Raw genomic sequence first — 24,359 nt, forward strand, 5'->3', positions numbered from 1 at the left:
GCCAAGCCAGGGAATAGGACCATGACAAAGACCTCTCGACGTGACGTGCTCACTGCCGCAGCGGCAATGACCGCGGCGGGCCTCGCCGACACGGCACCGGCCGCGGCGCAGGCCGGGCCGAAGCCGATCTTCGCGGTGCCGATGGTTTCGATCCCGATCGTCGGCGAGACAAGCGTGTTCCAGGTACGCCGCATCTACTGCATCGGGCGCAACTACGCCGCGCACGCGATCGAGCGCGGCTCGGATCCGAACCGCGAGCCGCCGTTCTTCTTCCAGAAGCCGACCGATGCGATCCAGAACGTCGCAGTCGGCGAGGTCGCCGATCATCCCTATCCGTCGCTGACCAAGAACTATCATCACGAGGTCGAGCTGGTCGCCGCGCTGAAATCCGGCGGCAGCAACATCCCGGCCGAGAAGGCGCTGGACCATGTTTACGGCTACGCGCTCGGCCTCGACATGACGCGGCGCGATCTCCAGAACGGCATGGCCGCAGAGAAGAAGCCATGGGAGATCGGCAAGAGTTTTGACCACGCCGCGGTGATCGGCCCGATCCACCCGGCAAGCAAGACCGGTCATTTCGACAAGGGCGCCATTTCTCTGGCGATCAACGGGACCGTCAAGCAGAATTCGGATCTCAGCAAGATGATCTGGAGCGTGGCCGAGCAGATCGCAAAACTGTCGGAGGCCTTCGAGCTGAAGGCCGGCGACATCATCTATTCCGGCACGCCGGAAAATGTCGGACCGGTCGTGAAGGGTGACGTGCTGCTCTGCAAGCTTGAGGGCTTGCCGGATATGTCGATCAAGATCGTGTAACGGCGGCAGCCCTCTTCGCCTCTCCCCGCTTGCGGGGAGAGGCCGGATTGCATCGAGGATGCGATCCGGGTGAGGGGGAGTCTCCGCGAGTCCAGTTCTCACCGAGGTTGCGGATGCAGCCACTCACCTCAACCCTCTCCCCATAAGAACGGGGCGAGGGAGCGCACCGCCAGCTTGTCGGCGGGTCGTCTAATCCTGGAGGTGCTGCGGCACGGCTTGATCGCCACGTTGGGTTTGGTTCTCGTCATGATTGGTGCTCTCGCCGTGAAAGCCGAGGGGCCGAGCGACATCGCGCCAACGGGGCCGTTGCGCGTGGCGGTGGCCGTCGGCCCCGCCGCCTCGGCCTTCTGGACCACGCGCGATCCGGCGACGGGAAAGCCGCGCGGGGTCACCGTAGAGCTTGCCAAGGCCGCCGCGAACAAGCTGCACGTGCCGCTGCAACTCGTCGAATACCAGAGCTCTGACGAGATCGCCGCAGCCGGCGGCAAGGACCTCTGGGATATCTCCTTCATGCCGGCAGACGTCAAGCGCGAGCAGTTTGTCGACCAGGGGCCCGCCTACGTCGCATATATGAGTGGCTATCTCGTGCGCGCGGGCTCGGACATCCGCTCCGTTGCGGATGTCGATCGCGCCGGACTACGGGTCGGCTGCATCGAGGGGACATCGACGTCACGCACGGTCGAGAAGTCGCTGAGGCAGGCGAAGCTGACAAAGTTCGTGAAGCCGGAAGAGGCGGCCGAATTGATCGGCAACGGCCAGCTTGATGCGCTCGCGATGGGCATGGGGGCTTTGGGAGACCTTTCGCGAAAGCTGCCCGGAACCAAGGTGCTGGACGAGGTGATCCAGTCGACCGGCGTGGTCGTGGTTGTTCCCAAGGGCAAGGCCGTGGCGAAGGCTTGGGCCGCTCATTTCCTCGATGAGGCCAAGGCGGACGGCACGGTACGGCGCGCGCTCGACAGCAACGGATTCACCAGCGACAAGGTCGCGCCGTAGAGGGGAGCTGATCTGTCTCCGCTGGAACCGCGATTGGCGGCGGAGGTCTTTGAATTGCCGGAGTTCCATCGGCCATTGCCCCGTGTTGGGCAACGAACAAACCTCGTGCGGCCATATTTGAGTAAGAGTGATCTCCCGTGAGGGAGGCGCTCCGATGAAGAAAGCTCTGATCACTGCCATCGTGATGCTGGCTAGTGTGCCTGCAAGCGCCGTTGCGCAGGAGCGCGCTGGCGCTGCGGCATTGGGCGCCGTGTCCGGCGCCGTCGTGCTGGGGCCGATCGGCGCGGTCGCGGGCGCAGTGGTCGGCTACACCGCCGGACCTTCGATCGCTCGGTCTTGGGGCGTGAGAGGTTCGCGGTCGGCAAGACACCGGCAGCCGCCTCGTCGCGAGGCGTACCGCGCAACTGCGACCAACGCTCCGCCGCGCACACGCGAGGCGATGGATGCCAACGGTCAGATGAGAGCCGCCAGCAATCCGAATCCGCCGGTTCAGGCCGCGCCTGCGGCGCAGCCTGTTCAAGCTGCGCCTGCTGCGCCGGCGGAGACTTCGACGCCGCCCGTTCAGGGATTCGAATGAGGCTACGGCTCTAAGCCGCGGTGGTCTTCGGCCGTAGCCGATCGACCGTCCGCGCGATCAGCGCGGCCACTTCGTTGACCTTCGGCCCGATACGGAATTCGGGTCCGGCGACGACGACTGAGAGCCGGCGGTCGCCGATCGGCAGCGGGATCGCGGCCCCCGCAAGGTCGCGGCTGTAGTCGCCGAAGCTCTGGCAATAGCCGCGCTGAATCGAATTGCGCAGCTCCGCTTCCACCGCCTCGATGCTGATCGGCGTCGACGGGCCGTACTGCTTGAACTCGATCTTGCGATAAACGGAATCGCGTTCTTCCGGCGAATATTGCAGCAGCAGCGCGCGGCCACTTGCCGTGGCATGGATCGGCACACGGTGGCCGATGGTGGCGAAATAGCGGATCGCGGCCTGGGACTCGACGACGTCGATGAAAACGGCCATCACGCCGGCCGGCGCCACGATCGAGGCGGTCTCGCCGGTCTCGGTGGAGAGATCGGCGACCAGCGTATGCGTCCACGGCGGTAGCGGCTCGACCTCCGAGATCATCCGCGCCATCGCGAGCCAGCGCGGCGTCGGATAGAAGCCGGCGCGCGGGCGAGGCTCATAGAGGTAGCCCTTCTCCGACAGCGTCGCGAGCAGGTTGAAGGTCGACGAACGCGGCCAGCCGAAATGATCGGCGATCTCCGCAAGCGTCGCCGGCTTCCTCGTTTGCGCGAAGAATTCCATGATCTCCAGGACGTTTGCGGCTTGGCGAACGATCATTCTTTGGTCCCGTCTGTCGCGACGCGTTGTCCTTCTACGGCTGGCCGAGGATTTTCTTCGCGGCGCGAAGATGCGGCTTGTCGATCATCATGCCGTCGAGGCGTAGCGTGCCGGAGTTCGGATTACTTGCGAACGCCGCGATGACTTTTTCCGCCCATGTGCGCTCGGCCTCGGTCGGTTCGAACGCGGCGTTGACGACGTCGACGTGCTTGGGATGGATCAGCGCCTTCGCGGAGAATCCATCACGTCGCGCCGCGCGCGTTTCCTGTTCGAGCCCCACCAGATTGTCGATGTCGGTATAGACGGTGTCGATCGGCGCGACCTCGGCTGCGGCGGCCGCCATCAGGCAGAGATCGCGCGCGAGGCGATAGGGGCTGTGGAACACACCGCCCGACGCCTTTTCGGTCGCGCCAAGCGACGCCGAGAGGTCTTCCGCGCCCCACATCAGGCCGGCGAGGCGAGGGGAAGAGTCCTTGTAGGTGCCGAGGCCGAAGATCGAGCCTGCGGTTTCGGTGGCGACGCAGACGATGCGCGTCGCACCGACCGTGATTCCTGCTGCCGCCTCGAAGGCTTCGAGCCAGGTCGCGACCTGCCGCACGTCGTCGCCGCCGCGCGATTTCGGTAGCACGATGCCGTCGGGCGCGCCGGGCATCACTGCGGCCAGATCGGCGAGCGTCATGCCGGTGTCGAGCGCATTGACGCGCACATAGAGCTGGTGCGGACCGCGTCGGCCCTTCAGCATCGCGAGCGTCAGCGTGCGGGCCTCCGCCTTCTTATCGGTGACAACGGAGTCCTCGAGATCGATGATCAGCGCGTCGGCGTTGCCTTCGCTCGCCTTTTCGAATTTGCGCGGGGAATCGCCTGGCACGAACAGCATCGAGCGCATCAGACCGGCCTCTTGTGCATCATCGCCATGCGGCGGCATTTGCCGACGATCTCATCGTTCTGGTTGTAGGCGTGATGCTCGAACTCGACGATGCCCGCCTTGGGGCGCGATTTGGATTCCCGCACAGAAAGCACCTTGGTCGTCGCCCGCAGCGTGTCGCCATGGAAGACCGGTTTCGGAAAGGTGACGTCGGTCATGCCGAGATTGGCGACGGTGGTGCCCATGGTCGTATCATAGACCGTCATGCCGATCATGATACCGAGGGTGTAAAGGCTGTTGAAAATGCGCTGGCCGAACTCGGTCTGGGCCGAGAAGTGCGCGTCGATATGCAGCGGCTGCGGATTGAGCGTCAGCAAGCTGAACATGGTGTTGTCCATCTCCGTGACGGTGCGGGTCAGCGGATGCCTGAACTCCCGGCCCACGGAAAAGTCCTCGAAATAAAGCCCGGCCATCGCGGTTTCCTCCCTGTGTTGTTGCGATTTGGCTAGCGCTGCCGTTAAGGCGGCGGCGCCAAATGAACTGCTTTTTGTTGCGCGAGCTCTTCGATCTCGTCCGCCGAAAAGCCGGCCTCATGCAAAATGTCGCGGCCGTGCTGGCCGAGCGTTGGCGCGGGATCGGCCGGCTCGGGCTGGGTCACGCTCCAGGTCGACGGCACGCGCATCTGGCGGATGCGGCCTTCCACGGGGTGATCCACCGTCTTGAAGAACCCGACCGCGTTGAGATGCGGATCGTCCAGAATGGTCTCCAGCGTATGCATCGGCATCACCGGAATGTCGGCGCGCTCCAGCAGCTCGCGCCACTCCGCGCTCGTGCGCGTCAGGAAGATGTGGCCGATCTCCTCGTAAATCTCGTCGATATGCCTGGTGCGCGCAGCGTGGTTGGCAAAGCGCGGCTGCTGCAGGAATTCCGGCCGTCCGATCGCCTCGAAGAAGCTGCGCCAGTGCTTGTCGTTGTAGATGAGGACGCAGAGATAGCCGTCGCTGGTCTTGTAGGGTTTTCGATAGCGCGAGAGCAGGCGGGCATAGCCGCCGTGGTCGAGCGGTGGGTCATAGGTGAGCCCGCCTAGATGGTCGACCAGCACGAACTCCGTCATCGATTCAAACATCGGCACGTCGATGCGCTGGCCGACGCCTGTGCGCTGCTGGTGCATCAGCCCGCCCATGATGGCGTTGACCATCATCAGGCCGACAATGCGGTCGGCGATCGTGACGGGAACGTAGCGCGGCGTTCCGTCGCCGGCGGCTGCGAGCAGCGTGGGGATGGTGGCGGCGCCCTGGATCAGATCGTCGTAAGCAGGCTTTGCGGCATAGGGGCCGGACTGGCCGTAGCCGAACGCACCGACATAGACGAGGGCTGGATTAATCGCGGCCAGCGTCTCGTAATGGAGGCCGAACCGGGCCATCGCCTGCGGGCGCACATTATAGACGAGTGCGTTGGCGCGCTTGGCCAGCCGCAACAGCGTGTCGCGTCCTTCCGGCTTCTTGAGGTCGAGGACGATGCTGCGCTTGCCGCGGTTGGCGTTGAGAAACATCCCGCCCATGCCGGGCGTTCGGCCGGGACCGATCTGACGAACGATGTCGCCCTCGGGGCTTTCGACCTTGATGATTTCAGCGCCCATGTCCGCCAGCACCTGGGTGCCGTAGGGGCCCATCAGCACGGAGGTCAGGTCGAGAATGGTGAAGCCGGCGAGCGGTCCCATAGGGCCCTCATTGGGTGCATTCATATACGTGGAGTTAGAATTCATAAAACGTGCCGGTGTCAATTCGGCGAGCCCAGGTCACGGCGCATAGCTCCATGCACTGTTCATATACTTGACAGATAAATTCACATATATGTATTTTTGTCTCAAGCAAGAATTGGAGTGAGGGCCGGACGGTAGGCAGCGACAGGCTGCGGCCGTCGGCATGGGGACGCGCCAAGGAGAACGAGATGAAGACGAACCTGGTCTGGGCTGCCGCGGCGCTCGCACTCTCGCTACCGGTCTCGACGATGTCGGCGCAGGCGCTGGAACTGAAGGTCGCCGACTCCTTCCCCGCCGGCCACTATCTCGTCCGCCTGATGCTCAAGCCCTGGATGGATGACGTCACCAAGCGCACCAACGGCGCGGTGACCTTCACCTATTATCCGAACCAACAAATCGGCAAAGCCGCGGACATGCTGCGGCTGACCCAGTCCGGTGTGGTCGACATCGGCTACATCGGACCGTCCTATGTTTCCGACAAGATGCCGTTGTCGGAAGTCGCACAATTGCCGGGTGCGTTCCAGACCAGCTGCCAGGGCACGCTGGCCTATTGGAAGACCGCGCGCGAGGGCCTTCTGGCCAAGCAGGAATATGCGCCGAACAAGATCAAGCTGCTGATAGCCGTGGTGCTGCCGCCCTATCAGGTGTGGACCGCCAAGCAAAAGGTCGAGACGACCAAGGACATGGGTGGCCTAAAGCTGCGCACCACCGGCGGCGCGCAGGATCTGACGCTGCGCGCGCTGAGCGCCGTGCCGGTGCGCATGGCTGCGCCCGATGCCTATGAGTCGCTGTCGCGTGGCACGATGGACGGGTTGCTGTTCCCGATGGAGAGCGTCGTCGCCTATGGGCTCGAAAAGTTGGTCAAGCACGCGACCGAAGGCGTCAGCTTCGGCAGCTTCATCGTCGCCTACTCGATCAACCAGTCGGTTTGGGACAAGCTGCCCGAGGACGTGAAGAAGGCGATGAACGAGGCCTCCGAGGCGATGGAGCCAACGGCCTGCGCCCAGGTCGACAAGGAAACCGAGACGACCAAGAAGCATCTCCAGGACGAGGGCGTCAGCTTCGACCCGCTGCCTGAGGCCACGCGCGCCGAGATGAAGGACAAGCTGAAGGGCGTCGGCCAGGAATGGGCGGCCGGTCTCGACAGCCGCGGCAAGCAGGCGTCCGCCGCGCTGAAGGAGTTCGAGGGCCTGCTCGCCGCCGGCGGTACCAAGTAATCCGACATCGAAAAAGGGAGGCGCGAGAAGTGATCAAGCGGGCAGGAGACGTGCTTGGCGCGCTGGAGCGTGCGCTGACGGTGATCGCGGTGGTGTTCCTGTTCGTGATCATGGTGCTTGTCGTGACCGACGTGTTCATGCGCTACGCGCTGAACCGTCCGTTTTCTTTCACCTACGACCTGATCGGGCTCTATCTCCTTGCCGGCGTGTTCTTCTTCACGGTTTCGGATGCCCTGCGCGAGCACGCCCATGTCGGTGTCGACATCCTGTTGTCGCGCTTCTCGCCGGCGGGACGGCGGCTGTCGGAGATCATCACCGCGCTGGCCGGCTTGTTCGTGTTCGTCCTGATCTGCAAGGTCGGCCTCGAGCGTGCGATGGAAAATTACGAGCAACATGACGTGCTGGCCGGTGCCATTCCCTGGCCGACCTGGATCTCGGCGGCGCTGGTGCCGCTCGGCTGCGGCGTTCTGGTGCTGCGGCTGCTGCTCCAGCTCATCGGCAATGTGCTGAGCCTTGTGAGCGGGCGCGACCTCTATCCGCTGCCGCCGGTGACCGGCGTCGGCGAAGCGCGAAGCTTTGAGTAACGGCAGGCATCCATGACACCTTTCATCGTTCTCGCCCTGCTGTTCGGCCTGCTCGCGCTTGGCACGCCCGTCGGCTTCGCCATGGCCTTTTCAGGCTCGGTTGGCCTCGTCATGGTCGGCGGCTGGGGCACACTGTTCGGCATCCTCCAGACCGCGCCGCTCTCGACCGTCTCGTCCTATGAGCTGATCACCATTCCGATGTTCCTGCTGATGGCGGACCTCGTGCTGCTGTCGGGCGTCGCGGACGATCTGTTCAAGACGGCATCCGCCTGGGTCGGCCGTATTCCCGGCGGGCTCGGCATGGCCACCGCGCTTGCCGGCGCCGGCTTCGGCGCGATCTGCGGCACCTCGACCGCCTCGGCCGCGACGCTGTCCTCGACCAGCCTGCCGGCGATGATCCGCCAGGGCTACGAGCCCAAGATGGCGGCTGGCGTGGTCGCGATCTCCGGCACGCTCTCGATGCTGCTGCCGACCAGCGTCGCTCTCGTCATCTTCGGCCTGCTGGCCGAGGTGAATATCGGCAAGCTCCTGATCAGCGGCATCATCCCCGCGATCCTGGTGACCATCACCATCATGGCCACGATCTATTTCCTGGTCTGGCAGGATCCCTCGCGGGCACCGGCTGCGAAGTCGGTGCCCTGGCGGGAGAAGTTTGCGCTGCTCTGGCAGGTCTCGCCGATGGTGGTGCTGTTCTCGATCGTCACCGGCACCATCTACCTCGGCGTTGCGACGCCGACGGAGGCCTCCGCCTTCGGTGCGTTCGGCGCGTTCCTGCTCGCGATCGTCAAGGGCAAGATCACCCCGTCATCGCTCTACAGGACACTGCTGCGTGCCTGCCAGGGCACCTGCATGATCATCATGATTTTGGTCGGCGCGTCGATCTTCGGCTACTTCTTCACGCTCACCCACGTCACGCAGGACCTTGTCGCCTGGATCGGTTCGTTGCCGGCCTCGCGCTGGGTCATCATCACCCTCATCCTGTGCGGCTACATCGTGCTCGGTTCCTTCATGGACCAGATCGCGATCCTGGTGCTCACGGTGCCGATCGTACTGCCGCTGATCAAGACTCTCGGCTTCGATCCGATCTGGTTCGGCGTCATCAAGATCGTCACCGCCGAGGTTGGCATGATCACGCCGCCGGTCGGGCTCAACTGCTTTATCGTGGCCCGCTACGCCAAGCGGCCGGTGGCGGAAGTATTCCACGGCACCTTCCCGCATTTCATCGCGCACCTGATTGTCATTGCGATCCTGGTGGCGTTTCCGAGCATCATTCTCTGGCTGCCCTCGCAGATGGGGCGCTAAGCTCGGGGCCCTCGCGGCTCCCAATAAGGAGATCAAGAACATGGATTTCGCGCTCACCGATCAGCAGGAAGCCATTCGCGACGCCATCGCAAAGATCTGCGAAGGCTTTGACGACGCCTATTGGCTGAAGAAGGACCACGACGGTGGCTTCCCGCACGACTTCCACAAGGCGCTGGCCGATGCCGGCTGGCTCGGCATCTGCGTGCCGGAGGCCTACGGCGGGTCCGGTCTCGGCATTACCGAAGCGGCGATCATGATGCGCACCATTGCGGAATCCGGCGCCGGCATGTCCGGTGCGTCCGCCGTGCACATCAACGTGTTCGGTCTCAATCCCGTCGTTGTGTTCGGCACCGAGGAGCAGCGCAAGCGCATGCTGCCGCCGATGGTCGAGGGCCGCGAGAAGGCGTGCTTCGCCGTCACCGAGCCCAACACCGGCCTCAACACCACGCAGCTCAAGACGCGTGCGGTCGCCAAGAACGACCGCTACATCGTCAACGGCCAGAAGGTCTGGATCTCGACCGCGCAGGTCGCGCACAAGATCCTGCTGCTGGCGCGCACCACGCCGCTGGAGGAGGTGCGCTCGCCGACGCATGGCCTCAGCCTGTTCTACACCGACTTCGACCGCAAGAAGATCAAGGTCCACGAGATCGAGAAGATGGGCCGCAAGATGGTCGATTCCAACGAGCTGTTCTTCGAGGATTTCGAGATCCCGATGGAGGACCGCATCGGCGAAGAAGGCCGCGGCTTCCAATACATCCTCGAAGGCATGAACCCCGAGCGTATCCTGATCGCCGCGGAAGCGGTCGGCCTCGGAAAACTGGCGCTGTCGCGCGCCACCGAATACGCCAAGACGCGCGTCGTGTTCAACCGTCCAATCGGCAAGAACCAGGGTATCCAGCATCCGCTTGCGATCAACTGGGTCGAGCTCGAGGCGGCCTGGCTGATGGTGATGTCGGCGGCCTGGCAATATGACAAGGGCCTGCCCTGCGGCGCTGGCGCAAATGCCGCAAAATATTTGGCGGGAGAAGCCGGATACCACGCCTGCGAGCAGGCCGTGATGACCCATGGCGGCTTCGGCTACGCCAAGGAGTTCCACGTCGAGCGTTACCTGCGCGAAGTCTTGATCCCGCGCATCGCGCCGGTCAGCCCGCAACTCGCGCTCAGCTTCATCGCGGAAAAGGTGCTGGGGCTGGCGAAGTCGTACTAGGCTGAAGCCCGGACTTTACGGCAGGATCGACATGAACCTCGCTCACCATCTCCTGCGTGCCGCCAAGGCGAATGCATCTGCGCCGGCGCTGTTCAAGGGACTGACGCCGGTTTCCGATTACGGCGGTCTTGCCACAACGGTAGCGTCGCTGGCCGCATCGTTGCGGCAGCGCCTTGGTCTCGCCAAGGGCGACCGCGTTGCCTTGCTGATGAAGAACGTGCCCGACTACGTCGCCTGTCTCTACGCCTGCTGGCATGCCGGGCTGGTCGCCGTCCCCATCAATTCAAAACTGCATCCGCGCGAGGTCGCGTTCATTCTCGACAATTCGGGCGCCGCGGTCGTCTTTGTGACCGAGGACATGGCGGGTGTTGCTTCGGAAGCCCTGGCGCTCGGCACGGCCAAGCCACGCATCGTCGAGGTCGGATCGGCCGAGTATCGCGGGTTAGGGAAGAGCGAGGGCATCGCCATCGCCGATGTCGCGATCACCGACCCCGCCTGGATCTTCTACACCAGCGGCACCACCGGCCGGCCCAAGGGCGCGGTGCTCAGCCATCGCAACTTGCTCGCGATGGCGCTGAATTATCTCGCCGAGATCAATCCGATCGCGCCGGGCGAGGTGCTGCTGCATGCCGCGCCGATGTCGCACGGCTCCGGCCTCTATATGGTGCCGCATGTGCTCGGTATGGGCGCGCAGATCATTCCCGAGAGCGGCCGCTTCGAGCCGGACGAGATTCTGGAGCTGACGACGAAACGCGACGGCATCTCCTTCTTCGCCGCGCCAACGATGGTGCGGCGCCTCACTGTTGCGGCAGAGGCGGCGGGCACGACCGCGCCGGGGCTGAAGACCATCATCTATGGCGGCGGTCCCATGTATGTCGCCGATTGCAAGGCGGCGCTCGCGGTGTTCGGGCCGAAGCTTGTGCAGATCTATGGTCAAGGCGAGACGCCGATGACCATCACCTATCTGCCCAAGACCATGCATGTCGACGCCGGCCATCCGCGCCACGAGGAGCGGCTGGCTTCGGTCGGCATCGCACAGGGCGTGGTGCAGGTCCGCACGGTGGACGAGGCAGGGCGAGACATCGCGCCAGGTGAGATCGGCGAGATCATCGTGCGCGGCGACACCGTGATGTTCGGCTATTGGCAGAATCCGGAGGCGACCGCGAATACTCTGCGCGACGGCTGGCTCTACACCGGCGACATGGGCGCCTTCGATGCCGACGGCTTCCTCACCCTGAAGGACCGCTCCAAGGACGTCATCATCTCCGGCGGCACCAACATCTATCCGCGCGAGGTCGAGGAGGTGCTGTTGCGGCACGAGGCCGTCGCCGAGGTTTCCGTGATCGGCCGGCCGCATCCGGAATGGGGCGAGGAGGTCGTGGCCGTCGTCGTTCCCGCGGCGGGCAAGAGCGTGAGGCGCGACGAGCTGGACCAGATGTGCAACGCCTGGATCGCGCGGTTCAAGCGGCCGAAGCATTATTACGTCACGGGCGAGCTGCCGAAGAACAGCTATGGCAAGATCGTCAAGACGGAGCTGCGCACGCTCCTGAGCGAGTCCTCCGCGCGCCTAGTGCCAATGGACTGACGCGGAGATGGCTACGGACACGTCGCCGATCGACTTTACCGGCCTGATCCGGGAAGGCGATCTCGTCGTGTGCGGGCAGGCGACGGCGGAGCCGGTCACGCTGACTGAAGCGCTGGTCGCGCAGGCGCAGCATCTGCCGTCTTTCCGCATGATGGTCGGCGCGTTGTTTTCGGACACGTTCTCGGCGGCGTGCGCGCCCAATGTCTCATTCCTGAGCTATGGCGTGATCGGCAATGCGCGGCGGCTCGCCAAGGCGGGGCGACTGGATGTGATCCAGAGCAATTACAGCGCCTTCTGTGCCGACTTTGCCTCGCATCGCCACCGTGCCGACGTGGTGCTGGTGCAACTTGCAGAGTCCGGGGACGGCCGGCTCAGCGCGAGCCTTTCCAACGACTACGTCATCGACGCTGCGCGCGGCGCGCGCCTCGTCGTCGCCGAGATCAATCCGGATGCGCCCTGGACGTTTGGCGCGGAATGGCCGGAGGACGTGCCGATCCATGTGCGCGTGGCTGCCCGCCGTCCGCCCGTCGAACTGCCGCCGACGCCGCTCGACGACGTCTCGCGGCGCATCGCGCCACATGCAGCCGGCCTGATTGCCGACGGCAGCACGCTCCAGTTCGGCGTGGGACGGATTCCGGATGCGGTCCTGTCCTCGCTCTCGCATGCGCGCAATCTCGGCATCCATTCCGGCCTGATCAACGACGCCTTCGTCGATCTGATCGAGCGGGGCGCGGTGACGAACGCGGAGAAGGGGATCGATGCCGGGATCACCGTCACCAATCAGGTGATCGGCACCCAGCGGCTCTATCGCTTCGTGCATCAGAACAGGGCAGTTGCGGTGCGTCCGACGTCTTATACACACGGCCAGAACGTGCTGGCGCGGATCAACCGGCTGGTCGCGATCAATTCGGCGCTTCAGGTCGGGCTCGATGGCAGCGTGAATTCGGAGACGCTGAATGGCATTGCAATCGGGGCGATTGGTGGCCAGCTCGATTTCGTGCGCGGCGCCAATGGGTCTCCTGGGGGGCAGGGCCATCATCGCGCTGCCGGCGACGGCGTCTGACGGGACGAGTCGGATTGTCGCAAACGTCGAAACCGTGACCACGCCGCGCGCCGACGTCGATGCCATCGTGACCGAATGGGGGGTCGCGGAGCTGCGCGGCTGTGGGCTTGCCGAGCGGGCGCGCCGCATGATCGCGATCGCGGCGCCCGAACACCGCGACGCGCTCTCCGCGCAGCTTCGCGCCGCGCGCTAGCCGCCCTTAGTTCATCATCGCGAGCGTCGGCCGCTGGGTCTCGCCGGACTCGATGATCCCGGGAAGATCCGTGACCTCGCCCGCGAGCATGTCTGACATCCGCCAGAACAGATGGGCGAGGCGGGAGAACACCAACCGCTCGCGCTCGGCGGCGAGCGTGCCGTCCGGGATCGTCACGGTTTCGAGGCCGACCACTTTTTTGAAATCGGGCCAGATCGTCATCGATTGCGCGATTACGGAGTAGCAACGCGGATCGTCATCGCTCTCGTCCGGCGCGGGCGGCAAGCCCGGATATTGCACCGGCGCCGCATAGAACTTGTAGGCACCGTAGCCGAGTCGGAACAGGAATTTTTCGGAGACGGCGACGTCGTTGGCAAAGGACACCAGCCGCGCCTCGCTCAGTACCTCCGGTTCGATAGCGCTAAGGTCCGATGCCCGTAGCGCCGAGCAGAAGGCGAGCTCGCGATGATGTTCTCTGAGCAGATTGGCCAGCGGTTGTTGCTGTTGCACGGTGTCAGTGAGCAGGATGATGGTCTTGAGCATCTGTGATGTCCGTCAGGGGAAGAGATGGCGTGCAGTCATGACCGAATCGCTGGATGCGTGGGCGGCGAAGAAATCGTTGGCGATGCGCTGTCCCGGCGCGATCTCCAGGATGCGATAGCGCGCAAGGGCAGCGGCGTCGCGCGCGGCGCCGACGTCCTCCTGCCAGGCGCAGAGCGACAGCTCCAGGCGGCCATATCCGCCGCAGTCGGTTGCGTAGGCGCCGGTCACGGCCTCCACGGTGGCAGCCACCGCGCCTGCGTCGCTAGCCGAGATGTCGCGCAGGATTACGGAGATGCCGTTGCCGGCTTCGGCCTTCGACGTCATCACCATGAAGGCGTCACGGGCGCCGGCGCGGCCGGCGCGGCGCGCCACGCGCACAAGGTTCGCAAAGGCTGGATCAGGTCCGAGCTCCATCGTCGTCGTCTGCCGGTCATGGAGGATCGTCGCGCGGGTCGCGCCGAGGTCGCCCTTCAGCGCATGATAGGACCGCGGCAGCCATACCGTGTCGAGCGGCACCTGCGACGTGGTCAGGCTCCAGGCCTGGTCGAGCAGATAGCCTTCCCAGATCGCGGGATAGGACGCGGCAAGCTGCTGCCATGCGCGAAGCAGCCGTTCCGCGCGCACGGAGCGGCCGAGATAGAGCGTGCGCGCTGACATCTCCCAGCGGTTCCATTTGTGGAGCGCGACGTCGCAGCCGAGGAAGGACGGCAGCAAAGGCGGCTCGCGCAATGTGGCGTCGGTCTCGACGAACAGCAGCGGCTCGCGATATTTGTTCCACATCCGCACCATGAACTCCGCCTTCTCGAAGCAGAGGATGCGGTCGTCCAACTGGGTCTCGATCGGCTCGATATGGCAATCGAGCCGCAAGCGTTCGAGCGATTGCCTTAATACCAGGGCCGCGCTGTCGTCGCTGCCGCGCGGATAGCAGGAGACGATCCGCGGGCGGATGGTGGACGCATCAGCGGCGGTGAGAAATTTCGACCAGCCGATGCTCCCCCACCACATCTCGTGCGGGCCGTCTGCGCCGCAGGGGCCAACCGTGCCGAACTCGGTCAGCTTGGACTTGAGGAAGTCGAAGCCAGGATTTTCACTGAAGGGAATGACGACGGCGCTGCCGGGAGTGAGCGAGCGGTAGAACAGCTCGGCCGCCGCGCCGCTCGGCGGCTCCGTGAGGATGATGACGCCGCTGCGCCGTCCCTCGGTGATGTCGTCCAGCGTCGGTGCGCCGTACTGGCTGGCCAGCCAACTCAGGCGGTCAAGCTGGGCCCGGCCGAGCCGGATGCCGCCGGATTGCAGCAGCCGATCAAGGTTCGCGTGCGTCTCGTCCGTCAATTCCGTGCCCCCTCGTGCCAGCCCTTGGACTTCAACGGGCCGGGCGGCGCGATCAGGCGCACTATTTGGGGCTGGAACTGAGCGGCGTGATCGCCACGGAATAGATCGCGATGTTCTGCGTCGTCGCGGCGGCCGGGATCAGCAGGCAGCCGTCCTCGCTCTCAGTGCGATAATGCTCGCCGTTCCGCTGCACGCCGGCATAGACCAGGCGGTCGGCGGCAATGCGGACGACGTCCTGGCTCTCGGCGGCGTCGCGAACACCGTCTGCGGACTGGATCGTCACGCCATGAAGCAGACCTTCCGGCGCGAACTTCGGCAGGGGCAGCACGATCATGGCGATGCCCATGGCGCGCGAGACCGGAATGCGCACGCGCAACTCGCCGAGGCCGGTGCGGTGGACGGTTGCCGTCTCCAGTGTCGCTTCTCCATTCGCGCGGAACAATCCGATCTGGACCGTGTCGCAGGCGCTCTCTTCAAAGACGTCCGCCGGCAGGCGGTTGGCGCCGAACAGCGTATAGAGATAGGCATGGGACGGCGACAGGCGCGCAAAGCTGCCCGCGAGCCACATCGGCGGCGCGGCTGACGTGCAGGCGGCGGAAAGGCCGCGGGCGGTGATCTGATTGCGGACGAAGTCGGCGTCGATCATCGGCGCCAGCGCATGCGTGCCAAGATTGACGTCGTGCTTCAATTCGCCGAGCAGCGCCAGTTCGTCGTCATCAGGCAGAAGCAGCAGCCGCACCAGCGTCGCCGTGCACCAGCGCGCGGCGACGTCGGGCGCGGCATAGGGGTTTAGACAAAAGTCGAGCGCGACATCCCCGGCGCTCGCTGCAAAGGCCACGGCACCGGCCTGGATCTCTGCGGCGAGCGCGATCTGGCTTGCCGGGCGCGGATTGATCTCGCGCAACACCTGGTCGCCGTCATAGTCGCGCACCGAGCCGTCGGCCGAGCAGCAGACCTGTTCCAGCAGCGCAATGTTGCGGATCAGCATGCGTTTGACATGAGGCGTGACCACGAGGTCGGAAATGAAGCCCGCGTCGCTGTCTTCCTCGGCAAGATCGTCGAAGGCGTCGTCGAGCGAGAGCAGATAAGCGCCGTGGAGGCGGATATTGAGGCCTTCCATGTCGAAGACGCGGCGCAGCGCCTTCTGTACGCTGCCGGAATAGCCGAGATCGGCGAGCACGAGGTCGGTGCAGTCGTCAAAGCCGGGAATCATGTGGTGCAGATAGGCGAGCAGTCGCGAGCGCAGGGACGCCGCCAGCTCGACGATTTCGCCGGCGTCCATCAGTTCGGGAAGTGCCTCGGCGAGCTTCTCGCCGGGGGCGATCCCCTTAGGGAAGCTCGCGAAGAAGGCTGCGACCTTCGGCGGCATGATTTTCACGATGTCGCGGAAGGTCGGCGCGTCGATCTTGAAGACTTTGCTGAGGAGGTCGACCAGCGGCTGCATCGTATCCGCTGAGGCGATCAGGCTTACGCGGCGATTGACCTCGAGATAGGCCGACGTCATGCCGTGCAGTTCCCGCCAGATACGGTACGACAGAAAGCCGTCGCGGCCGAGGAAGCCAAGGGCGACCTTTCGGCCAGAGCCTGAGACCTCCTCGCAACGTCTGGCAACGAAGGCATCGAATGCCGCCATCACAGGGCCAAGAACTGTCAGCCCCAGGTGAAACGCAGGAGACTTTTCGGCCTCGCGCGCGGTCACCATGCGCCGCAATGTGCGTGCGCCGTGATCGAGCCGCGACGGTGCGCCCGTGCACAACAGCTCGAACAACGCGCTTTCACGTTGAAACTTCGACGCCAGTTGCGCCGTGGCCTGCGGATAGTAGCGCGGCCGAATGCCGTGGCGCCGGGCGCCCTTGATGTCGGCCTTGTCGTTATCGCCGACGTGGAAGGAGGCGGCCGCATCGATGCCTTCCTCGGACAGATATTTGGCGAACAGCGTCTCGCTCTTGCTGCTGCCATGGTCACAGGACGCGTAGAGGAAGTCCCATGTCAGGCCGGGGCGGCAGCCTCGCAGCAACCGTGCCAGCCGATCGGAATCCCAATAGGTGTCGGAGATGAATCCGACGCGATGGCCGGCGCGCTTCATGTCCAGATATTGCCGAAGCATGTCTGGGTTGGCGCGACAAAGCTCGAGCTCGGCTGCGAATTCCGATTCGACCAGATCGTTCAGATCAAGGCGTGTGAGGCCGAACAGCCTGAACGGAAAATAGGAATAGATCTCTGCGATGTGGACTTCGCTCGCGCCGTGCTTCTCCTTCGCGGTTCTGCGTGCGCGTGCTTCGGCCTGGATTCGATGCTGAATGAAACTCACTGAAACATTCGGACAAGTTCTTGAAATACCCGAAAGCTCGTAAGTCCTTTCAAATACACCATCTGGCGTCGTGCAGGCGCGAAGCAGAAATGTATCGAAAACATCGAACGACCAAGCAGAAACAATTTGCGCTCGGCGTTCTACGCCGGCCGTTGCGATCGTCATGCTGTAATTCCCCACCCACCAGAGCAATTAACGTGCGCAGGTGCAGAGTCAGGCGTCACAATTGCGAAAAAAGATCACGCGCGATTCAAAATTTCATTCGTCGCGACTGACAGATTCAAAAAATCCGCTAGGTTCGAAAAAGGTGATTCGGAAAAAATTGCCGAGTGCGGAAGGCGTCTCGCGTTCATTCACACTCGGAAACAATCGCTTCTTCATGCGCCGCGCGCGTGTCGCGTTTGATCACCTAGTGCCGCGTAACTTCAGCGTTTTCTCCAGAGTGCATCTGTTCAGGATGAATGATCCGCCATGGCGCGAGACGGTGTCGATGATTGCAGGTGTGAAGCGCGAAGAGTTCGCGCGGTCGGCAATTATTGCCCGATGCTCGGCAAAAGATTCCGGCTAACATCTTGAAAAACAACAAAAATTCTCCGCCTGGATTGTTTTCGTGCCGCGTTCAACGCCTGGAAGCCGTGTGGCATGTGCGCCGCCGGCATTGCGGGTTGGAGGTTGCGGGATGAGTTACGCGCTTGATGTCTGGGCTCCCGCCGAGGCCGAGATCACGACGACGGTGCCGACTGAGGCGATCGTGCCCGTGATGCCGTCGGTGCCGCTCGCGCCGGACAGTCCGCCGGTCGCCGTCGATATCGTCTTCGACGAGGACAGCGAACTCCTGGACAGGCTCGCGGCCGGCGATGAGGTCGCGTTCCGCATGCTGGTCGAGAGGCATATCGATCGCGCCTACGCGATCGCGCTGCGCATCGTCGGCAATGCGGCGGACGCAGAGGACGTGGTGCAGGACACCATGCTCAAGATCTGGAGCCATCGCGGTCGCTGGCAGCACGGCCGCGCAAAATTCTCGACCTGGCTCTACCGCGTCATTTCCAACCGCTGCATCGACTTGCGCCGCAAGCCGCGCACCGAGAACGTCGAAACGGTGCCGGAAGTCGCCGACGGCCAGCCGGACGCCGTTGAAATCATCGAGCGCAACGAACTCAACAGCATGCTGGAACTCGCGATGCAGCGCCTGCCCGAGCAGCAGCGCATCGCGGTGATCCTGTCCTACCATGAGAACATGAGTAACGGCGAGATCGCCCAGGTGATGGACACGACCGTGGCCGCGGTGGAGTCGTTGCTCAAGCGCGGCCGCCAGCAGCTCCGCCAGCTCCTGCGCAAGCACGAGCGCGACATTCGCACCGCGTTTACCGACTGCTAATCATAAAATCCAGACCGCGAAAATTTTTGCGCCTGATCTCCTTGCGCTCCTCCGTTTGAGCGAACGGACGGGGCTGCGCCCGCGTCGTCAGTCTACAACGATGCGGCACGTCCTGCCCATCAGCACAGGAGCTTCCAATGCCCGCAATTTCCACCAACACCGCGGCGAACTCCGCGGTCCGCTACCTCAACATCAACTCTGCGCAGGAGAGCAGCTCACTCGCAAAACTGTCGAGCGGCTCGCGCATCACTTCGGCCTCCGACGACGCCGCCGGCCTTGCGATCTCCACGCGCATCTCGTCGGACGTCACCACGCTGCAGCAGGCCGCGACCAACGCCTCGCAGGCGACCGCGATCCTCCAGACCGCCGATGGCGGTGCATCGAACATCTCCGACATCCTGGCGCGCATGAAGTCGCTGGCCTCCGAGTCCGCCTCGGGCACCACCACCGACTCCAGCCGCGCCTACATCAACTCGGAATTCACGCAGCTCACGAGCGAAATCGATTCGATCGCGAGCGGAACGCGCTACTCCAGCCAGAGCCTGCTCGACGGTTCCAGCGTGTTCTCCTCCGGCGTCTCGGTCCTGGTCGGCTCCTCCGGCTCGGACACCATCACGATCACGCTGTCGAGCCTGACGGCGTCGTCGCTCGGCGTGTCCTCGCTCGACGTCAGCTCGCTGTCGGATGCGACCTCGGCGCTGACCGCGCTCGACACCGCGATCGACACGGTCTCGGCCGCCCGTGCCAGCATCGGTGCGCAGGAGTCGCGGTTCAACTTCTCGTCCGACTCGATCTCGACCCAGACGCAGAACCTGCAGTCGGCGAATTCGGCGATCAAGGACGTGGATATCGCAGCCGAACAGGCCAAGCTGTCTTCGGCCGAGGTCAAGACCCAGGCCGCGGTGTCGGCCGAATCCGCGGCGAACCAGATGCCGCAGTACCTGCTCAAGCTCCTCGGCTAAGGCGCAAGGTCTAGGCGACCGCCTAACGATCGTCATACCGGGCCGGCGTGACGCCGGCCCGGTCCTCCTCGCGATGGATCGGGCAGCAAAGTGACAAGCGTCAGTTCGAGCACCAGCAGCACGTCGACCGCCAGCTCGACCGCATCGAGCGGCTCTACGGTGACCACGACCGGTACCACCACATCGACCAGCATCGACTGGGACGCGCTGATCACGGCGGCGGTGGACGCCAAGCTCACCCAGGCGACCACGATTTCGACCACGATCACCAACAACGAAGCCAAGATCTCCGCTTACGAGACACTCCAGACCGACCTCTCGACGCTGTCGAGCGGGCTTTCCTCGCTCGCAACCTCCGTCATCAACTCGCTGGCGACCAACGTCTTCGCCACCCGCGCGGCGACCATCAGCTCGACCGGCGACGTGAGCGCGTCGTCCGCGCTGTCCATGTCGGTCGGCAATGGGGCTGCGACCGGCGACCACACGCTGGCGATCAGCCAGGTCGCGACCGCGCAGAAGGTGGTCGGCACCTCGCAGTCGAGCCAGACCGACGAGCTCGGCTACTCCGGTACGTTCTCCATTGGCCTCGAGGGCGGCAGCACGGCCGACGTCACGATCGACAGCACGATGTCGCTCCAGGACGTCGTCGACACCATCAACGCCCAGACCTCGACCACCAATATCCAGGCCTCGATCGTCCAGGTGTCGAGCGGGTCCTACGAGATGGTGCTGACGGGGACCGAAGATGCGGCCGACATCACCTATTCGAGCACGTCCGGCGACGACATCCTGAACAAGCTCGGCGTGACCGACAGCTCCGGCGCCTTCAGCGACGTTCTGCAAACGTCGCAAGCCGCCGAATTTTCGCTCGACGGCATTTCGATGACCCGGGACACCAACGATATCACGGACGTGCTGACGGGCGTGACGTTCAACCTGCTTCAGGCGACGCCTGATGGAGCGACGGTGAACATCAGCATCGAACCCGATACCAGCCAGATCGAAACGGCGGTCGAGACGTTCGTGACCAACTACAACGCCTTTCGCGATGCGGTGATGGACCAGCAGGCCACCGGCTCGGACGGTGCGGCTTCATCGAGCGCGGTGCTGTTCGGCGACGGAACCATGCGTGACATCATGGATGCGCTCCAGAACGCTCTCAACAGCACCGTGGGCGGTCTCACCATGACCGACCTCGGCCTGTCCTTCAACGAGAACAACGAGCTCGAACTCGATACCTCGACGCTGTCCGAGATCCTTATCACGAATCTGAGCGGGGTCACGACGCTCCTCTCTGCGCAGACCAAGACCTCGTCGAGCCAGCTCAGCGTCGTCAACACCGGAACGTCGCCGCAATCCTTTACGCTCGACCTCGCGGTGGATTCCGACGGCAATCTCTCCTCCGCCTCGGTCGGCGGCGACTCCTCAATGTTTACGGTGAGCGGCACCACGATCATCGGCAATGCCGGAACGGCCTATGCCGGCATGGCCTTCACCTATTCGGGAACGACGTCGCAGTCGATCACGGTGACTTCGACCTCCGGCATCGCCACCCAGCTCTACCAGATTGCCAAGAATTATTCGTCGAACTCGGGCGCGTTGCAGACGCTGATCACCAGTCTGCAAGACCGCGACAACGACCTTCAGCAGAAGGTCGACGACATTGAGAGCGCCGCATCCGCCTATAAGGCGCAGCTCCAGACACAATACGCGCAATACCAGGCTGCGATCGAGAGCGCCAACAACACGCTCGACTATCTCAAGGCCCTGCTCAACTCCAGCTCGAGTGATTGATGATGCATAATCCGATGGCGTACATGGCCAACCAGGCCTATCGGGGAACGGCGACCACCGTGCCGCCGCTCAAGGCAGTGTCGATGCTGCTCGGCGGCGCGATCACCTTCCTCCAGAAGTCGCTGGGCGCGCAGGAGGCACGCCGCTTCGAGGAGGGGCACGAGCACCTGATGAAGGCGACTGCGATCCTGCGCGGGCTCAGCCACAATCTCGACTTCACCAAAGGTGGGGCCGTGGCCGAGCGGCTGTTCCAGACCTACAACGCCCTGATCCTGGCGAGCCTCACGGCTTACGGCCGGCCGCACGCCCGCGAAGGTTTCCGGCGCATCATCGCCGCCTTGACCGAGCTGCGGGAGGCCTGGGAGCAGGTCGACGCGACAGTGCGGGGCGGCAAGGCCGTGCCGGCTGATTCGGCCCGCAGGGGCTGAAAAGCTCCGGCTCCCGGAAACTGGAGAGTTCCGCCGATCGTCCGGCCTGCCATTTCCGGCGCTTTCCGTAGTGCTCGGGGTGATTTTGGCGCCTGAGCCCGCTGAAATCCGGTTTTCGCCACGCCTGCAATGCTTTATGACGGGCCTGACGAGGCGGGACCGGCGGGCGATGGACGTCACCGAGTTTGAAGAACTGATCGATCGGCTGGGCGAGGATCTCTCTCTCTGGCCCGACGACCGGCGCTTGCCTGCCGAAGAGCTGCTGGCGCGTTCGTCCGCTGCGCAAGCTCTGCTGGAAGAGACGTGCGTCCTTCGCTGCGCACTCGCAGCCCCGCCGGTTCGAGCGCCCGCGGGCCTCGCCGACCGCATCGTCGCCGCGGCGGCGAAAATGAAGAGCGACACCGCCGAGCCGCGCACGGAAGGCGAGACGGCGGAGAGCTGAGCGTCTCGCTCAATTATCCTTATCTATCCTTATCGCATCGATTTGATCGCGTAGGACGCGAGCGGTGGACTGCGCTTTTTCATAACTCAGAAGTCGGCCGGCTTGCGCATCCACTGATGCCGCTCCGAATTCGGCGCGCATACGCGGCAGAATTTGCCGCGCCCAAAGCCACTTTTCCGCTGGTGAATCCCCGCCTGAATCCGCGCGCCCACGCGTTTCATCAGCACACAGATTTCAAGCGCGGCCGGCCGACATCTGATCGCCGGCCGCACAAGAAAGCCGGAGCTTCTGATGACCGTTTCCGCAACGAGTTCTGCGTCGACCGCCACCACGACGACGTCGTCTTCGAGCACGTCGTCCAGTTCGACGCTGACATCCAGCGACTTCCTGAGCCTGCTCGTCAGCGAGCTCCAGAACCAGGATCCGTTGAACGCGACCTCGACCACCGACCTCATCAATCAGCTCACCTCCTACGCCAATTTCAGCTCGCAGCAGTCGATCAACTCCAATCTCTCTTCGCTTGCGGGTTCGTTCTCGAGCCTCGTGACGCTCAACTCGGTCAACTATATCGGCCACACCGTCGAGGCGAAGACCGACACTTCGACGTTGAGCAACGGCTCGGCGACGTTTGGCTACACGCTGTCCTCGGCCGCCTCCAACGTCTCGATCAGCGTCAAGGACTCCTCGGGCTCAACGGTATGGACCGGCACCGGGACCGGCAATGCCGGATCGAACAGCTTCACTTGGGACGGCAAGGACTCCAGCGGCAACCAGCTCAGCGACGGCGGCCAGTACACGATCTCGGTGACCGCGACGGATTCCACCGGCAATTCGGTCCTCAACTACACGACCGTCACCGGCACGGTGACCGGCATCGACACCTCGACCTCCACACCGTCGCTCACCGTCAACGGCGTTTCCGTCAGCGCCGCCAACATCATCGGCGTCACGTCCTGATTTTCCGTCCTGATTTCCCTGGAGTTTCATCATGAGTCTCACCGGTGCATTGTCTTCGGCAATCTCGGCGCTCAGCGCGCAGAGCCAGTCCCTGTCGATGATCAGCGACAACATCGCCAATTCGGATACGACCGGCTACAAGACGACCACCGGGATGTTCGACGCGCTCGTGACAGCATCGAGCAACACGACCTCCTATGCCTCGGGCGGCGTCACCGTCTCGGGCCGGGCCAACATCACACAGCAGGGCCTGTTGGCCGCGACCTCGAACGCCACCGACGTCGCGATCCAGGGCTCGGGCTTCTTCGTTGTGACCAGTGCCACGTCGGGCGGCACCGTCGCCTACAGCCGCAACGGCGCCTTCTCAACCGACAACGCCGGCTATCTCGAGAATAACGGCAGTTACCTGGAGGGTTGGCGCACCGATGCGGACGGCAATGTCGTCGGCAACGAATCGGCGAGCAACCTCGAGGCCATCAACACCCAGGTGGCATCGACCAGCGGCAGCGCCACCACCAAGACCACGATTGCGGCGAACCTGCCGTCGGATGCCGCGACCGGCGACACCTATACGAGCTCGATGACGGTGTACGATTCGCTTGGCGCGGCCAACTCGATGCAGGTCACCTGGACCAAGACCGGCTCCAACGCTTGGAGCGCGAGCTTCGTCAATCCGACCTCGGCCTCGGACACCACGACCGCGACGGGCACCGCTTCAGGTACGATCGACATCACCTTCAACAGCGACGGCTCGCTTGCCAGCACCAGTCCAGACCCGGCGACCGTCTCGATCACAGGCTGGACCGACGGCGCGGCCGACAGCACCATCACCATGGCTCTCGGCACCGCCGGCAAGACCGACGGTCTGACGCAATACGCCTCCGGCGAGACGACGCCGTCGGTCAACGTCACCAGCATCGATTCGGACGGCTTGTCCTACGGCAAGCTGTCCAGCATCTCGATCGGCAAGAACGGCGTGGTCGACGCCACCTATTCCAACGGCCAGACCATCGCGATCTACAAGATCGCGGTGGCGACCTTTGCCGATCCAACCGGGCTCTCCGCCTCCAGCGACGGACTCTATTCCGCGACCGTGACGTCGGGCAACGCGGCGTTGCAGGCGTCCGGCGAGAACGGCGCGGGCACGATCTACGGCAGCGAGCTGGAATCTTCGACCACCGACACCAGCAGCCAGTTCTCGAGCATGATCTCGGCGCAGCAGGCCTATTCCGCGGCGTCCCAGGTCATCTCGACCGTCAACAAGATGTACGACACCCTGATCTCGGCCATGAGGTGA

The 24,359-nt window shown here is 64.0% G+C and carries 23 protein-coding genes and 2 pseudogenes; 17 read left to right on the top strand and 8 right to left on the bottom strand.

All coding sequences use genetic code 11. The annotated features are described in order from the left end of the window. Positions 1-21: 21 nt before the first annotated feature. The 3 genes from IVB18_RS09100 (at position 22) to IVB18_RS09110 (ending at position 2,383) form a co-directional block, all read left to right on the top strand. Positions 22-813 (top strand): fumarylacetoacetate hydrolase family protein, encoded by a 792-nt coding sequence (locus tag IVB18_RS09100; RefSeq protein WP_247988847.1) that lies wholly within the window; start codon positions 22-24, stop codon positions 811-813. 174 nt (positions 814-987) lie between these two features. Continuing rightward, positions 988-1,806, top strand: a complete 819-nt coding sequence (locus tag IVB18_RS09105) for a transporter substrate-binding domain-containing protein (protein ID WP_247988848.1) — start codon at positions 988-990, stop codon at positions 1,804-1,806. 154 nt (positions 1,807-1,960) lie between these two features. Further along, positions 1,961-2,383 carry a hypothetical protein gene (locus IVB18_RS09110; protein WP_247988849.1) on the top strand — a complete coding sequence of 141 codons (423 nt, stop codon included), beginning with the start codon at positions 1,961-1,963 and terminating at the stop codon, positions 2,381-2,383. A gap of 10 nt (positions 2,384-2,393) precedes the next feature. On the opposite strand, the gene IVB18_RS09115 is transcribed toward IVB18_RS09110, so the two are convergent. The 4 genes and pseudogenes from IVB18_RS09115 to IVB18_RS09130 all read right to left on the bottom strand — a co-directional run bounded on the left by IVB18_RS09115 (position 2,394) and on the right by IVB18_RS09130 (position 5,722). After that, positions 2,394-3,137 carry an IclR family transcriptional regulator gene (locus tag IVB18_RS09115; protein ID WP_247988850.1) on the bottom strand — a complete coding sequence of 248 codons (744 nt, stop codon included), beginning with the start codon at positions 3,135-3,137 and terminating at the stop codon, positions 2,394-2,396. 34 nt (positions 3,138-3,171) lie between these two features. Then, positions 3,172-4,023 carry a CoA ester lyase gene (locus tag IVB18_RS09120; RefSeq protein ID WP_247988851.1) on the bottom strand — a complete coding sequence of 284 codons (852 nt, stop codon included), beginning with the start codon at positions 4,021-4,023 and terminating at the stop codon, positions 3,172-3,174. Beyond that, positions 4,023-4,490 (bottom strand): annotated as a pseudogene (locus tag IVB18_RS09125) (MaoC family dehydratase); the annotation flags it as partial. The pseudogene IVB18_RS09125 and the gene IVB18_RS09120, both read right to left, overlap by 1 nt. A gap of 29 nt (positions 4,491-4,519) precedes the next feature. Then, positions 4,520-5,722 (bottom strand): CoA transferase, encoded by a 1,203-nt coding sequence (locus tag IVB18_RS09130; RefSeq protein WP_247988853.1) that lies wholly within the window; start codon positions 5,720-5,722, stop codon positions 4,520-4,522. A 230-nt stretch (positions 5,723-5,952) separates the two neighbouring features. On the opposite strand from IVB18_RS09130, the gene dctP reads away from it, so the two are divergent. The 6 genes and pseudogenes from dctP to IVB18_RS09160 all read left to right on the top strand — a co-directional run bounded on the left by dctP (position 5,953) and on the right by IVB18_RS09160 (position 12,915). Continuing rightward, entirely contained in the window at positions 5,953-6,981 is a 1,029-nt protein-coding gene (dctP, locus tag IVB18_RS09135) for a TRAP transporter substrate-binding protein DctP (protein ID WP_247988854.1), read from the top strand. A gap of 29 nt (positions 6,982-7,010) precedes the next feature. Further along, the gene (locus IVB18_RS09140) at positions 7,011-7,565 is read left to right on the top strand and encodes a TRAP transporter small permease (RefSeq protein WP_247988855.1); all 555 of its coding nucleotides are present in this window, start codon (positions 7,011-7,013) and stop codon (positions 7,563-7,565) included. A gap of 12 nt (positions 7,566-7,577) precedes the next feature. Beyond that, on the top strand, positions 7,578-8,867 hold the full coding sequence (locus IVB18_RS09145) for a TRAP transporter large permease (RefSeq protein WP_247988856.1): 1,290 nt from the start codon (positions 7,578-7,580) through the stop codon (positions 8,865-8,867). A 40-nt stretch (positions 8,868-8,907) separates the two neighbouring features. Next, complete coding sequence (locus tag IVB18_RS09150) at positions 8,908-10,074, top strand: acyl-CoA dehydrogenase family protein (RefSeq protein WP_247988857.1); 1,167 nt, start codon at positions 8,908-8,910, stop codon at positions 10,072-10,074. Positions 10,075-10,105: 31 nt separating this feature from the next. Continuing rightward, complete coding sequence (locus IVB18_RS09155) at positions 10,106-11,659, top strand: AMP-binding protein (protein WP_247988858.1); 1,554 nt, start codon at positions 10,106-10,108, stop codon at positions 11,657-11,659. Positions 11,660-11,666: 7 nt separating this feature from the next. Beyond that, positions 11,667-12,915, top strand: a pseudogene (locus tag IVB18_RS09160) (acetyl-CoA hydrolase/transferase C-terminal domain-containing protein). Between the two features lie 6 nt (positions 12,916-12,921). Here IVB18_RS09160 and IVB18_RS09165 read toward each other — a convergent pair. The 3 genes from IVB18_RS09165 to IVB18_RS09175 form a co-directional block, all read right to left on the bottom strand. After that, positions 12,922-13,458 (bottom strand): hypothetical protein, encoded by a 537-nt coding sequence (locus IVB18_RS09165; RefSeq protein ID WP_247988859.1) that lies wholly within the window; start codon positions 13,456-13,458, stop codon positions 12,922-12,924. A gap of 12 nt (positions 13,459-13,470) precedes the next feature. Next, positions 13,471-14,790 (bottom strand): hypothetical protein, encoded by a 1,320-nt coding sequence (locus IVB18_RS09170; protein WP_247988860.1) that lies wholly within the window; start codon positions 14,788-14,790, stop codon positions 13,471-13,473. 61 nt (positions 14,791-14,851) lie between these two features. Continuing rightward, positions 14,852-17,101, bottom strand: coding sequence for a hypothetical protein (locus IVB18_RS09175; RefSeq protein ID WP_247988861.1), 2,250 nt, complete (start codon positions 17,099-17,101; stop codon positions 14,852-14,854). Between the two features lie 226 nt (positions 17,102-17,327). On the opposite strand from IVB18_RS09175, the gene IVB18_RS09180 reads away from it, so the two are divergent. The 3 genes from IVB18_RS09180 to IVB18_RS09190 all read left to right on the top strand — a co-directional run bounded on the left by IVB18_RS09180 (position 17,328) and on the right by IVB18_RS09190 (position 19,441). Continuing rightward, complete coding sequence (locus IVB18_RS09180; protein ID WP_247988862.1) at positions 17,328-17,669, top strand: hypothetical protein; 342 nt, start codon at positions 17,328-17,330, stop codon at positions 17,667-17,669. Between the two features lie 111 nt (positions 17,670-17,780). Beyond that, the gene (locus IVB18_RS09185) at positions 17,781-18,479 is read left to right on the top strand and encodes an RNA polymerase sigma factor (RefSeq protein WP_247988863.1); all 699 of its coding nucleotides are present in this window, start codon (positions 17,781-17,783) and stop codon (positions 18,477-18,479) included. A gap of 137 nt (positions 18,480-18,616) precedes the next feature. Beyond that, positions 18,617-19,441, top strand: a complete 825-nt coding sequence (locus IVB18_RS09190; RefSeq protein WP_247988864.1) for a flagellin — start codon at positions 18,617-18,619, stop codon at positions 19,439-19,441. A 32-nt stretch (positions 19,442-19,473) separates the two neighbouring features. Here IVB18_RS09190 and IVB18_RS51565 read toward each other — a convergent pair whose 3' ends face one another. After that, positions 19,474-19,608: a hypothetical protein gene (locus tag IVB18_RS51565; protein WP_256476716.1), complete on the bottom strand. Its 135-nt coding sequence runs from the start codon at positions 19,606-19,608 to the stop codon at positions 19,474-19,476. Between IVB18_RS51565 and fliD the strand changes: the two genes are divergently transcribed. The 5 genes from fliD (at position 19,601) to flgE (ending at position 24,359) form a co-directional block, all read left to right on the top strand. Beyond that, positions 19,601-21,235, top strand: coding sequence for a flagellar filament capping protein FliD (gene fliD / locus IVB18_RS09195; RefSeq protein WP_247988865.1), 1,635 nt, complete (start codon positions 19,601-19,603; stop codon positions 21,233-21,235). The two genes, IVB18_RS51565 and fliD, sit on opposite strands and share 8 nt — an antisense overlap. Beyond that, the gene (locus IVB18_RS09200; RefSeq protein WP_247988866.1) at positions 21,235-21,663 is read left to right on the top strand and encodes a flagellar export chaperone FliS; all 429 of its coding nucleotides are present in this window, start codon (positions 21,235-21,237) and stop codon (positions 21,661-21,663) included. Before fliD ends, IVB18_RS09200 begins: the two co-directional genes overlap by 1 nt. Before the next feature lie 169 nt (positions 21,664-21,832). Continuing rightward, a complete protein-coding gene (locus IVB18_RS09205; RefSeq protein WP_247988867.1) occupies positions 21,833-22,105 on the top strand; it encodes a hypothetical protein in 273 nt (90 codons plus the stop codon). A 291-nt stretch (positions 22,106-22,396) separates the two neighbouring features. Continuing rightward, entirely contained in the window at positions 22,397-23,062 is a 666-nt protein-coding gene (locus tag IVB18_RS09210; RefSeq protein ID WP_247988868.1) for a FlgD immunoglobulin-like domain containing protein, read from the top strand. Positions 23,063-23,093: 31 nt separating this feature from the next. Next, positions 23,094-24,359: a flagellar hook protein FlgE gene (gene flgE / locus IVB18_RS09215; protein WP_247988869.1), complete on the top strand. Its 1,266-nt coding sequence runs from the start codon at positions 23,094-23,096 to the stop codon at positions 24,357-24,359.

Source organism: Bradyrhizobium sp. 186 (assembly GCF_023101685.1).
GTDB lineage: Bacteria > Pseudomonadota > Alphaproteobacteria > Rhizobiales > Xanthobacteraceae > Bradyrhizobium.